Here is a 12,910-nt window from a genome sequence, read left to right as displayed (position 1 = left end):
CAACAATTCCAAAACCACCTTGGTCTTGAACTTCGAGGTAAATTTTCTTCGTGTGGTCATCACAGTAAATTTAAGGGGTTAATTGTAACTTAATTTACTGTCCCGTTTTTGGGGGAATGCTCAGAGTATTGTCTTCTGAGACCGTTCAATTTCCCCTGGACTCTTTTTCTTTCTGCTTTTCCTCACGTTTCTCCTGACGAATCTCCTTTTTGGATTTTGTGTTATCACCACCGCCGATTCGCTGCAGCGCATCTTGGTAGCTTACGTCTTCATCCACAGCCTGTGTAAACGCCTCAATCCAACCGTTTTTGACAACATTCACGATCGTGGTCCAGGTCGAAGTCTCCACGTTGTTGAGGTCGCCTTCGAGTGGCACCTTTGATGCGAGGGTATTTGTGCCCTGATTTTTGAGCGCAAACTTGAAAAATCCGACAAAGCCCTCCCAGAGTTTTTCGGCAAAGCTTTCTTCTTTCGCGATCAGCTTGGAATCTACGAGCATCGGCTTGATGTAGCCCGTCATGAAGCCATCGGCAATCGCGATCTCAGAGTAGAGATCAAACCTTCCTTGTTCAAAATCAAGGCTGGCGTAGTGGCTGCTGAAGTCATTGAGCGCGGTCATGTCCACACCTTCCAGTGCAAGCGCCAGATCCAGGTCGGGGATTTCTCGGATAAGGTTGAGCTCACCTTCAATGCTAAGCTGTCCATTTCCGACACTCGTTCCGGTGAGTCTCATAGGAGATGGCAGGGTCTGCGGCTCCGCCTCCACATTGCGAAGATTGTCTGCTACGAGTTCTAGATTGCTAATATCAAGATTGATGGCGGGATCCGATCCGGCCACGATGTAGGAAAATTTGCCGTCGTGCATCTCCAGATGGTTGATCTTGATCGGCACCAAGTCTGTCAAGGCCTTGGACCAGTCATCGCCTTTGGCAGCTTCCTCCCCCTCCTGGTCTTCCGAGACGTAGTTGACGGTAGGTTCGTAGAGAAGCACCTCACTGACGATTTCCCCTTTGAAGAGTGACTTCCACTCGATGGAGATGTCCGTCTTGGGAAGATTGATAAAAGGGATTTCTGTTTCCGCCTCGATCTTGTTGAGATACAATTCATTGATCACATAGGCTCCGCGGATCAAGGCGATGTCGATACTCTCCACATGCCCATAATATCCCGGAAGCTCAGCCAACACTTTGTTTACGTAGTTTTTGACCAAGGTCGGGAGGTAAAGTCGAAAGGCAATCAGGAGAACCACAAGACCGAAAATTACCTGGTAGCGGCGATTCTTATAGAAAGGTTTGCGATTGGATTCCATGACGATTGGATTTGCAAGTTTTGGGGAAAATCCCACTCATCGTGGGGAATGAAAAAAAAGGGATGGCAATTTCGCGCCCCCATACCGATGTTTTCATCACTCCCGCAAATGTTACAATCGCAGTACCAAGCCAAAAAAAAAGAGACCTGTCGGCCTCTTCTCTAAGTGTCGTGTAGTGATTTTCTCAATCAAATAAACCGCTTTACTGTCCACACGATGATAGCGATCAAAAACATGATGATGGAGATCTTGTTGATCCCATGCATCATGCGCAGATTGAAATTGGTGGGCTTGTTGGGATCGGGTTTTTGAAATACCCGGGTGAAATAGTTTCCAAATTCACCCAGCTTGAAGAATTCCTGCACTTTATTTTTATCTGACATGGCATTGCAAATTTAATCTTCAACCGATGATGCTCGATATAAGTTTACTTTATTTTTATGTTTCATCGTTTGAATTGACATTGAAGCTAGGACTGTCAGCCAGTTTGAAAGTTGATGGGATACCTTCTTATTGAATCCCTGCGATTTCAAATTAGCTCCTCCGAAATTACAATCCAATATTATTACTAAATTCCATCTCCACACTTCCTGAGAGTAAAAATTAAACCCGTAAGACCAAATCCTATGAAAATGAATCAGCATAGAATCACTGACTTATTGCCACATAGAGATCCTTTTCTATTTGTGGATCAAGTTATTTCGTCCACAACATCCGAGATCGTAGCAACAAAGATTTTCTCCAAAAAAGATAAATGGCTCAAAGGAAGTTTTCCCGACTCAGGCTTCATACCGGGGATGATATTAGTGGAGTCCATGGCTCAATGTGGAGGCGCAGGAATCAAACTTCTGGGCTTGGCAGAAGGAATATTTGCTTTGACAAGCATTGAGAAAGTCCAGTTTTTTGCAGGTGCAGGTTTCAATAAAGAGATCAAGTATATCATCAAAAATCAGAGAATCAGCAGCAGCATCATTAAACAATCAGGCACTGCCATGATGGGTGATTCTAAACTTTTGGAAGCATCTTGGATGAGTGTCAAAGTAAGGTGATTTTTCTTTTCGACTCATTCAATCAATAATCACATTATAATGTGATAATTCCAATTCAAGCCAAGCTCTTCGCTTTCCCTTTGCCATTTTTCACACTATAGTGTGATTTATGTTTGATTTAAAAATCACCTTTATATTGCTGCCTACAAATCCAGAATTAAAGCTTTGAATTATTCCTACGAAAAAAACGAGGAGGTTAATTCCCGGCTTGCGTAGATTCTTCGAAGCATCTTTGAAGTACAATCAGCATGCAAATGATCGGCGACTCTGGTCTTGATTCTTGCATCTAAAATCTTGAATCTCGATTTCAAATCGTCTCCGGCTCATTCCACATGCCGTCTTCCTTGATGATGTTGATCAGCTCGTCCACGGCCTTTTCAGAAGGAACGGATTTCTTCATCACTTCCTTGCCTTTGTAGAGCGTAATCTTTCCTTTGCCCGAACCGACATAACCATAGTCGGCATCGGCCATCTCTCCCGGCCCATTCACGATGCAGCCCATAATGCCGATCTTCACGCCTTTGAGGTGGTCGGTTCGTTTCCGGATCATCGCGGTGGTTTCCTGGAGATCAAAGAGCGTCCTGCCACAGGAAGGACAGGAAATATACTCCGTCTTAGACATACGGGTTCTGGCCGCTTGAAGCACGCCAAAGCTCACGGTATTGTGCAGCTTGATCTGCTCCAGCACTTCGGCTCGGGTATGTTCTGCTTCCTTTTCCAAAGAAATCAGGATTCCATCGCCCAGTCCATCGATCAAGAGTCCGCCTACATCGGTCGCCGCATAGAGCATCGTCATATCCGCCGACTGGTCGGGATAGCTGACCTTGACCACGACTGGGACATCAGACTTTGCCTCCAAGAGACTGACAAATGCCCGGCGCAAAGCGGGCATGGAATGGGTGTTGGCCGTCTTCAGGATCAAGACCGTATCTTTTTTTCCGGCTATCGCAGGAATTGCAGCGTCGATTTCCAACGCGGAGATTTCCAAGAAATTCAGCTCGGAATGGAACCGCTTAGCACCTTTGTATTCTTCCAATTTAAAAAGTGGAAACTTATTCACCTGGTCTGGAGCTAAGTTCCAAACTGCAAAATCCTGGATTTCCTTCATGCCGTTTGGCAACATGAAAGGGATCGGATTGGAACCCGAATAGACGAAATCACAGCCTTGATCGTTCATCTTCCACTTGTCGAGCTCGGGCAGGTAAAAGTGCCCCACCACCTTCATCTCGCGGTCAGTTATTCTCTCGATCTTGGAAATATCGGTGATCACCCGCGGCACATTGTGTCCGCCAAAGTTGTAGATCTCGGCTACCTGCCGTTTGTTGTATTCGAAGGGAGTGATCGGATAGTGGGTGATTTCCGGGATCGGCTCGTGGCTTTTTCGCTCGGAATACCGATCGATCAGCGCCTTGGCTACCGGCGCTTCAAACTCCGGATCTTCGGTCAGAGATACTCGGACGGTATCTCCCAGTCCGTCTTCCAGCAACGTCCCGATGCCCACGGCCGACTTGATTCGCCCGTCTTCTGCCTCTCCAGCCTCGGTCACTCCGAGGTGAAGCGGATAAGGTTTGAAGCCGCCTTCATTCAGCTTTTGCACTAGCAGCCGGTAGGCTTGTACCATCACTTGCGTGTTGGAGGACTTCATGGAGATGACAATATCGAAGTAGTTTTCATCCTCGCAAATCCTCAAAAACTCCAGTGCCGACTCCACCATTCCGAGCGGCGTATCGCCATATCTGCTCATGATTCGGTCGGAAAGCGAACCGTGGTTAGTTCCGATCCGCATGGCAGTTCCGTTTTCCTTGCAGATTTTCACCAAAGGCAAAAAACGCTCACGGATGCGATCCAGCTCATCGGCATAGCTGGCATCGGTATAGTCGATGACTTCAAATTTCTTTTTATCGGCATAGTTGCCCGGATTGATGCGGACTTTCTCCACGATCCTTGCGGCAAGTTCGGCAGCGTTTGGCGTGAAGTGTATGTCTGCCACAAGCGGAGTTTTATAGCCTCTTTTGCGCAGCTCAGCCTTGATATGCCGGAGGTTTTCGGCTTCCTTGATACTCGGCGCGGTGATCCGCACCAGTTCGCAGCCTGACTCAATCATGCGGATGCTTTGCTCCACAGAGCCCATGGTATCCATGGTGTCCACGGTCGTCATGGACTGCACGACGATGGGGTTGTCGCCGCCGATGAGCACATCTCCCACTCGCACGGGGATGGTTTTCCTGCGGGAATAGCCCGTGAGGCTATCGCAATAGAGCGAATCGAGGGATTTGATCAGTGACTCCATAGCTTATATATCTCCTAATTGGGGGCGTACAATAATTTCTTCAACAACAGTCTGTGGGGAAAGGTTGTAAGCGCCCCACACGCTTTCGGCCACGTCAGTGGATTTCATGAATCTTTCCTCCGGAATGCCCGCTCCAGCCCAGCTATCAGTAAACGTCGCTCCGGCCAGGATAGACGTCACCTTGATATGATACGGCTTCAGCTCCTCGCGAAAAGACTTGGTCATACCGAGCATCGCCCACTTGGACACCGCATAGCTTCCTCCATTCGGGTAGGCAGTCAATCCTGCGATTGAGCCCATGCTGAAGATATGGCCGGATTTGCGGTCGATCATCTGCTGCGCAAAAGCTCTGGTGAGGTGATAGGCAGAGTATAGGTTGGTCTCCATGATAAATTCGAAGTTACCGTCGGGTTCGTTGTACAGCGAGCCAGGCAGGAAAATCCCGGTATTGTTCACCAACACATCCGGCACTCCAACTGCCTTCACAGCGTCGGCAAAGCGAAAAACCTCTTCCTTCTTCGAAAGATCAGCCGCCATCGTCAAGACCTTGATTCCAGCGTGCTCTTTCTCCAAATGCGACTTTAGCGAAGCGAGATCCTTTTCATTTCTGGCACAGGTGAATATGTCGAATCCTTCGCTCGCAAACCGCTCAATGATCGCCCGACCTATCCCTTTGGTACCTCCGGTGACGAGGATACTTTTGCTCATTTGATTAGTAGTTTAATAGTTAGTATGACAACTATCTACAGTGAGCAAAGTTACATTTTTTTATCAAAAGAGTGCGGAGACTTGCATCCGTCCCACATGGACGACCCGCTCCAATCCCTCCGAATTGCGACCTTCATATACAAGATTGAGTTGAAGCCCCTCCCCGATTCGCTGCAACCAGCTTAGGGACCAAGTGAGGTTCGTCCCCGGAGTCAGCGCTTGGAGCATTTCGTAGCCGACCGGTGAGTTTACTTCGCCGTTGTAGTCGATCTGGATATATTTCATATTTCCCGTGAGGGTGGTTTTGATAGCTTTCGCAAAGCGCATATCCAAGCCCAACTCATGGATTTGGGCGGTTTCTTCATACTCCAGGTTTTGGATATTTTCCTTTCCACTGAAGGAATAGCTTCCAGTAGTCCTGAAAAATGGACTGGGCTGCCAAGCCAATTCCGGCCCAAGAGTAGCCTGCTGGATGCTGTAGTTTCGATTTTCCAAAAAGTCGGAAGCCGAGATTCGATCCCCAACTGCCCCCAAAATCCGCAGCGTCATGGTCGGATTGAAATTGTAACGCGTGTTGAGCTTCCAGTCCTGCTGCACGTGATCCTCAAAGCCGCCAGAAAGCAACTGCTTCAATTGTGAGTCAACGAGCGAAAGGTCAAAACCGTACTTGGCCGAAGCCCGGTTGAAAAAGAAACTCGTGCGGATGATCTGCCGGAGCGAGAGGATCTGATCCCGCTCCACCGATCCGATGAAGGGATTCACCCGATCCCAAAAGTCTTCCGAGGTCACTTTTTTCTCGACGCTCAGGCTGGAGGTGTTGGAAAAGCGGTAGAGGAATTGGCGAAGGCCTCCCGACTCTTTCCAATCGTCGGGAAATTTTGCCTGGATGCGGTAGTTGAGCAAGCTGGTGTAGGCCTGCACATAGGTATCGGTCGGCACAAAGATCTTGATATACTGCTTCTCCTCCGGGTTGATGGCGATGTAGAATTCATTCAACTGCTGAATCCCGTCGCCGTTGTCATCCCGCCAAGTGTGGGTACCGTCACCGTTGGGTGCGGGCAGGTAAACAAACTCCCGCTGGAGTTCCCTGCCGTTGCCGATTGCGTAGCTGATTTCGTTTCGGATGAGATTCTTGGCCAAGCTACCGGAATAGTCCACCTTCCCCAAAAGCGTCAGCTCCGTAGGCAGATCCCGGTTGACATACTCCAGTTCGCGATAGGTAAAGGTGCTGCTCAAGCTATGCTTGGCCCATTGTTTTCGGAAGGTAAAGTTGGAGGTAAAGGCCTGCGTGTCGTCGATGAGCTTTCCCCCAACCGGCAATCGATCCTGGCGCCAAGCCGCATCTGCCGAGAAGGCATAGCTAAGCGAATCGTTGCTTTTCAGGTACACCAGATGCTCTTTATAATTCATCGCAGTGCTGACCACCGAGTCTGTCTCGGCATTTTTCAGCGCATTTCTATCCAAGGAAAACTGGTAGCCTGGCACCAGGACTTTAGACTGAAAGTTCACATTTCCCAGATAGCGGGTCCAGTCCGTCGACAAAGTGTCCTGATCACTTTGCAGCCTGAAAAACTCCTGCCGCAGCCGAAATCTTTTGCCGAGCTCCGCATTCCAGTAGGCTGTGTGCTGGGAGCCGTGGAGTACATTTTCCCGGTTGCGGAGGTACAGCTTGTAATTGAAGGTATTCAAGGCATCTTTTTCCAGTCCTACTTGGGCCAGAAAAAAGCGCTCCGCTGCCGCAGTCTCGAGCATCTCCGGCGTGAGCCCCCAGTCCCGGTCAAATTCAATGTAACGGAACCGATCAATGAAATTGAAGTTGGTCGAGTTGTACTCAAATTCCGTCAAGCCTTTGAAGCGATAGCCTTTTAGCATCCCCAGCTCCCGATTTTCGGATTGCAATCCCACTTTCCAACCCAGCCCTTGATTGTCATCATCATCTTGGGAGGAAAAGAGGTTTTTGTCCACCGAAGAAAGCGCCACTTCGGTGTAGACCTTCTCATATTCCCCCAGCTTGATGCGGGTGCCGGCCGTGGTCATTCGCTTGCTGTCCGGTGCCGGCAGTTGGGTGAGGATAGAGTAGTCACCCTGAGGCTGTCCATTGAGGCGGCTCACATATTCATAGACGGTCCCATTGGCCAGCTGATTGACGCGACGGTAATCCCCCTTTCCTGAACCGACTTGGGAGAAAGAAAGGGAGTAATGGGCAAGCTCCGGATCAGTGGAATAGCGGTAGTAGGTAAAAGGATTGCCAGTCTCGTCCAGATCCTGCAGCTGTTCGTACAGGATCCGTGTCGGATCAAAGGCCACCGAATCGATCCTCGGAATTGTCGCCTGGTCAACCGAATCCCCCACCGAAGCCAGCAGCTGCTGTTCCTCTTGGGTAAACTCCGTGAAGAGTGGCCGGTTCCGGTTGTCTTTCTCCTGATAGTAGTTGACATAAAAATCCACCTTGCCATTCGTCTGGAGGTGATTGGCGCCGAGGATGGAGCGGGAATAATTTCGCTCCGCATATTCAAAATCGATCCGGACACGGGAATACTGGGTGATCAGGACTTTGGGAGTGAACGTGATTTCGGCTTGATTATAGTCGATCACATAGTCGGCATTGAAGCCTCGCTGGAGTTGTTTGCCGTCCAGAAAAACCCGCTCCGAATTGGCCATGATGATGACGTAGCGCTCGTTGTTTGGCCCATTGATGCGATAAGGGCCGAGCACTCCCTCCAAGATAGGTAGCTGGATGGAGGCAAACTTGCCTTTGGCCACCGAGACGAAGCCTTGCGAACTGGCTTCCCAATTGTCTTTCAGCTTATATTTCGAAGTGAACTGGAGGCCCTGAACGTTTTTGTAGTAACGCAAAAATTCAGACTGCCGCTGCTGAAGCACCACGTCCCCAGCGGCGAGACTGAAGTTTTCATTGTACAGCTCAATCAGCACATTGTCAAAATCCTGGATTTGTTGGGTATTTCCCTCTGGCTGAAAAGGCACATTCTGGTCGGTGATGCTGGCCCGGATCTTCAGATTTTCCCCAATATCGCCCTCCAGCTGTAGATTGAGAGCGGAGTTGACAAACACATTCTGCGTATTTCCGAAGGAAACTCCCCGGGTGAGACTACCGGTTTTGTAGAGATTGGAACTGGGAAAAAGCTCCTCCCGGATATCCAATTCGGGCAGTGTCTGGACACGGTTGTCCCGAAACATGGCCGTGGAATCATAGTTTGCGGTAAGTGTCCTATTGGTAAAGGTCTGATCCAATCGGACGGTCAAAGTCCGGTAGCAGACCTGCAAAGAATCGGGCTTTTCTCCCAAGTCATCCAGCCGAAGGGTCCTTTTTGAAAAATCAAAAACAAAGGGATAAACCTTACCGGCCTGGTCGGTCACGCGGATAGATTCCTGGAGGACAGACAGGGAATCGAGCTGCCGCTCCGACTCAAAATAGGAAGCAGGATACCAGCGACATTTCTCCTGAGCCTGGACAGACCCAGCCAGCCAGATGAAGAAAACCCAGAAAATGAGCCAAAAACGCATGGGAGCCAGTTGCCGATTTAGTTGAAGGTAAATAAATGTAATTCTCCCAGACTCAATTTTCCGCGAAATATACTTGACAAGAGACGGAAGGCGGGACTTTTAGAGGAAGTGAAATTTTCCTGCAGTGCTTCGCTTGGGATCTACCAAGGACAGGCGGAGAGCGCTGAGTTTCCGCCAAGTTTTTCCTTTGCGCCTTTCCGTCTTTGCGGACAATAAAACATCTCGCGAAGACGCTGAGTCGCAAAGATTTCCTTCCGCATTCTAACACCTCCAGAGTGGATCTTCTCGACACCGCTCGGACTATTTGCCTCTCAGCTTTGCGCCAGCGGGAAAGTCAGGTAGAAGGTCGTGCCCTTTCCCACCTCTGTATCAAACCAAATCTTGCCTCCGGCGGTCTCGACGCCGCTCTTTGCGATAGCCAAGCCGAGTCCCGATCCAGTAGTCTTCGTGCTGAAATTGGGGATGAAGATCTTGTCCCGGAGTTCCGGAGGAATGCCCTTGCCGTTGTCGGTAATCTCCAGGAAGACCGCCTGCTCCGTGAGCCAAAGCCAAATACGGATGTGGGGCGTTTGTCCAGTTTTCACCGCCTGAATTCCGTTGATAATCAGATTGGAGATCACCCGTCCGAAAAGCTTGTCGTCGCCCATAATCGTTATCTCTTCAGTAAACGAGTCATCCTGAAAATCCAGCTGCACCCGCCTGTCATTTTTAAACAATTCCATCACCTTGTTGACTACCACCTTGAAGTTCATCAGCTCATTTTTGGGCAGTGGCATTTTGGCAAAAGTGGAAAATGAAGAAGCAATCCCACTGAGCGCATCTACCTGATGAATCAGTGTTTCCAGTGATCTACGCAATTTTTCCTGATCATCGAGCTTCCCCTCTTGCTCCAGGCGGAGCAAATGCTGAAGCGTCAGTTTCATCGGAGTCAGTGGATTTTTGATTTCATGGGCGACTTGCTTGGCCATCTCTTTCCAGGCGGATTCCTTTTCTGTAGATGCGAGTACTTTCTTACTTGCCTCCAGTTTAAAGAGCATGTTGTTGTATTCGTTGACCAACAGGCCGATTTCATCCTTGGACGCCCAATGCATGGGTTCGTTATTTTCGAGATTGGTTGCTTTGAGCTTTTGCGTCAGCAACTTAAAGGGTAAGGTCAGATTCTTGGAGACGAAAGAGGATACGATCAAAAAGAGAATAAAAATGACCACAAAGGCGTTGAAGATATTGCCCAGGACGTCGGAGATCAGCGAGTTAAGTTCTGTTTCAGACTCGAAAAATGGCACCGCCAAGATCCCTATATTTGATTGATCGACCTGGGACGGGACCGCCAAATAAACAGTCTGATACTTCAAACGTCCAATCCGTTCGTCGAGCAAAAGTTGAATTTGGTTTTTCTCCATCAAACCCGCCATTGCGGCGGGATTGATCCAAGGTGAGAGGATTTTTTTGTCAAAAATATTCGGGCGGTTAGTCGCCTCCAGGTAACCATCGGGCCTGTAGAGTTGAATGTCACTGGCGATGGTATTGGCCAGAGAGTTGATCTCCTCGTTGAGCAGGTCTCGATCTACATTTGACGGATTCTGATTGTTAAAAAACGCCCCCAGATTACTTCGGATCAGGCTAGCTTTCTCGATATATCGACGGTTGAGGTCATCCCGATAGCTTCCTCCCAATAGCCCGATCGTGATGATGGAGATGATAATGATGGGAAAAAAGAAGGCGAAATTCAAGTACAGCTGGAGTTTCGTCGAATAGTTGAACTCGAAATCCCGATAGCCTCTGAAAAAAGTATTCAGCGAAATCGCCAGGAAAGTCATGAAAACAAAGGCCACAAAAAAGAGGGAAATGTTGCCAAAAAACTGAGAAAAGGAGATCGTTGGAGAAGAAAGGATGATCACTTCGTCGCCATTCTTCATCCCAAAAAGATGGTTACCCTGGAAATGGACGCCATTTACATACAACTGGTTACGATCCAAAATCCTCAGCAAATCACTTTGATTGAAGTTGAAAGTGCCCGAGCTACGCAACAATTCCTTGTCCCGAAACACCGCGTATTCGTATGTAAGCGGATCCAGCTTTTCGGCATACTTTCGATCCAACAATAGTTTTGGATAGACGCTACCCGGCTGAATTCGAAGCTGCTTCAACTCCAGATAAAGTGTCCCCAACAAATTATCCTCTCGCAAAATCGGGATAAAAGCGACAAACTTGTTGCTTGCGGTCGTCTCCTTTCCTCGAACAAAATATAGATCCCGCACCCCGGTCGCATAGTCACTTTTGACAAACTGCTGCCTTAGATCTTTCAAATCCGTCCCTTCCGCCGAGCCAAGTACCTGCTGTCCTGATGCCGTAAAAATCCGAATCACAACCTCAAACTGATCAAAATAATTGTCCAGATAGATTCTTCGGATTTTGGTCTCGATGGGTTCCTTCGACAACAATGGATCGGCAATTCGATTTTGAATAAAAAGGTCGCTTTTCACCCGATTGAAAATATCGCCCAGAAAAAACTCCGTCATGACGTCGTTTTCGATCAGGTTTTGATTGGCAAAACGAACTTTGGACAGAATAAGCCGCTCCTGTTCGGACTTGAGCGTGCTGATACCGATGACTGCCGCAGTGGCTAAACAGGCATAAAAAAACGTCAAAAACGTATCGAGGCCGAGCCGGAAAGTATTTTGAAACAGCTCGAACCGAATGATACTAAAAAGAAAAAAAAGATGTATGGCCCATACTAAGCCCAGCCAAAAACTAACGTACAGCGCAATTCCCATAACAGGCAAGCCGACGCACGCGAGGTACTTGTAGTAAATGATTTTGTCATTCCTCACACTAAGCAGCAAGCTGAACATCGTCAGCGAGAGAAGCACATAGGCTGAGCTAAATAAAAACAAGATCAAAAAACTCAGCCCTTTGAACCAGTCGAAAGTCGGAATCGAACGGATGTCCAACACCCATTGCGAGTTAAAAATCAGGTTGCGGGGAAGGTACCAAGTCAGCACAAAAAAGGCTGTGCTGATTACAATTGTCAAGAACAAACTCAATTGAAACTTACCTCCGCTTTTCAGCACTTGAACCTTTTGGAAGGTGTTTTTAGAATAAAGCTGAGAAATCGTCAGACCGAGAATAATGCTAAGACAGATGGTGTTGAGCAGGAGATCGCCCAGACTAGGATTGAGCCAAGAGGAAGCGTAATTCACCGGATCGAAGAGCGAAAACTCAAAGAACTCTCCCGGAAAATTGAAATAGAGCATGAGTCCCCTAATAGCCGCCAAAATCAAAAAACCATAACCGATCGTCTGCCAGGGGTAACCTTTCTTCCATTTTTTTCTCAGGAAATCAAAACTCAATAGAAAATAGAGCAAAAAAATTGAACAAATAAAGATCAGCAAGGCAGTATTGGCAACTCTGCCCACAGGTTCGTAGCCGAGCTGAAAACTAATTCCAAAGACTGCTTTGCCCGATTCGGACCGTACCTGAAATGCACCGTCGGAGGGCTCGGGAAAAAGCTGAAAGCGGTCATTGCCGAAGAAATCCGGGTTAGGCCCCGTCTTGAGGTAATCATTTTCAATAGAACCGGGCCAGATTAGACGCAGGGCATGGACTAGGTGGTAGTTGGAGGTATTCCTAGTGACCTTTCTGATTTTCACAAAAAATATCCCAAACGGATCTTCCAAAAGCTGGTACTCTTGGTTGAGATCCAATTGGGAAAAGTCCAACGTGACCGTAAAATCAGACCAATAGCGCAACTTTCCGCCTGCATCGAGGACGAACAACGGATGTCGACTGTCGGGACTGCTGACTCGATCAAAGGTCACCGAGTCCTCAGGTCGTATTTCCATCAAGACACCGATGAAATCCTCGTCAAACTGACTGTCTACCCGTTGGATTTTTTTTTGGATTGCTTCAAAGTACTTTTCCTCCTCGCTTTTCTGAAAAACAAAAAAGTTTAAAATCAGAACGATCAGAAGAGAAATGATACTGATCAAGATGACCAGTCGGCGGGTTTGGAAGCTCATTTAGCCTAAA

General features: G+C 48.2%; 7 protein-coding genes. 1 reads left to right on the top strand and 6 read right to left on the bottom strand.

All coding sequences use genetic code 11. The annotated features are described in order from the left end of the window. Positions 1-145 precede the first annotated feature (145 nt). Together ABD031_RS14005 and ABD031_RS14000 are read right to left on the bottom strand one after the other, a co-directional pair. A complete protein-coding gene (locus ABD031_RS14005) occupies positions 146-1,309 on the bottom strand; it encodes a DUF748 domain-containing protein (RefSeq protein WP_343852519.1) in 1,164 nt (387 codons plus the stop codon). Positions 1,310-1,497: 188 nt separating this feature from the next. Continuing rightward, positions 1,498-1,692 (bottom strand): DUF6728 family protein, encoded by a 195-nt coding sequence (locus ABD031_RS14000; protein WP_343852518.1) that lies wholly within the window; start codon positions 1,690-1,692, stop codon positions 1,498-1,500. Positions 1,693-1,941: 249 nt separating this feature from the next. Here ABD031_RS14000 and ABD031_RS13995 point away from each other — a divergent pair, with 249 nt between their 5' ends. Further along, the gene (locus tag ABD031_RS13995; protein ID WP_343852516.1) at positions 1,942-2,358 is read left to right on the top strand and encodes an ApeP family dehydratase; all 417 of its coding nucleotides are present in this window, start codon (positions 1,942-1,944) and stop codon (positions 2,356-2,358) included. Between the two features lie 307 nt (positions 2,359-2,665). On the opposite strand, the gene ispG is transcribed toward ABD031_RS13995, so the two are convergent. The 4 genes from ispG to ABD031_RS13975 form a co-directional block, all read right to left on the bottom strand. Further along, positions 2,666-4,648 (bottom strand): (E)-4-hydroxy-3-methylbut-2-enyl-diphosphate synthase, encoded by a 1,983-nt coding sequence (gene ispG, locus ABD031_RS13990; RefSeq protein ID WP_343852514.1) that lies wholly within the window; start codon positions 4,646-4,648, stop codon positions 2,666-2,668. 3 nt (positions 4,649-4,651) lie between these two features. Next, on the bottom strand, positions 4,652-5,356 hold the full coding sequence (locus tag ABD031_RS13985; RefSeq protein WP_343852512.1) for an SDR family NAD(P)-dependent oxidoreductase: 705 nt from the start codon (positions 5,354-5,356) through the stop codon (positions 4,652-4,654). 63 nt (positions 5,357-5,419) lie between these two features. Continuing rightward, a complete protein-coding gene (locus ABD031_RS13980; protein ID WP_343852510.1) occupies positions 5,420-8,881 on the bottom strand; it encodes a hypothetical protein in 3,462 nt (1,153 codons plus the stop codon). Positions 8,882-9,192: 311 nt separating this feature from the next. Next, positions 9,193-12,900: an ATP-binding protein gene (locus ABD031_RS13975; protein WP_343852508.1), complete on the bottom strand. Its 3,708-nt coding sequence runs from the start codon at positions 12,898-12,900 to the stop codon at positions 9,193-9,195. Between the last annotated feature and the right edge of the window lie 10 nt (positions 12,901-12,910).

The organism is Algoriphagus jejuensis, assembly GCF_039523455.1.
GTDB classification, from domain to species: domain Bacteria; phylum Bacteroidota; class Bacteroidia; order Cytophagales; family Cyclobacteriaceae; genus Algoriphagus; species Algoriphagus jejuensis.
The sequence above is the reverse complement of the archived record's forward strand: the minus strand, read 5'-3'. Positions and strand labels throughout refer to the sequence as shown.

Excerpts from the sequence above, each read along its gene's own strand:
- ABD031_RS13985 (WP_343852512.1), bottom strand. The coding sequence starts at position 5,356 with ATGAGCAAAAGTATCCTCGTCACCGGAGGTACCAAAGGGATAGGTCGG.
- ABD031_RS14000 (WP_343852518.1), bottom strand. The coding sequence starts at position 1,692 with ATGTCAGATAAAAATAAAGTGCAGGAATTCTTCAAGCTGGGTGAATTT.
- ABD031_RS13975 (WP_343852508.1), bottom strand. The coding sequence starts at position 12,900 with ATGAGCTTCCAAACCCGCCGACTGGTCATCTTGATCAGTATCATTTCT.
- ABD031_RS14005 (WP_343852519.1), bottom strand. The coding sequence starts at position 1,309 with ATGGAATCCAATCGCAAACCTTTCTATAAGAATCGCCGCTACCAGGTA.
- ABD031_RS13995 (WP_343852516.1), top strand. The coding sequence starts at position 1,942 with ATGAATCAGCATAGAATCACTGACTTATTGCCACATAGAGATCCTTTT.
- ispG (WP_343852514.1), bottom strand. The coding sequence starts at position 4,648 with ATGGAGTCACTGATCAAATCCCTCGATTCGCTCTATTGCGATAGCCTC.
- ABD031_RS13980 (WP_343852510.1), bottom strand. The coding sequence starts at position 8,881 with ATGCGTTTTTGGCTCATTTTCTGGGTTTTCTTCATCTGGCTGGCTGGG.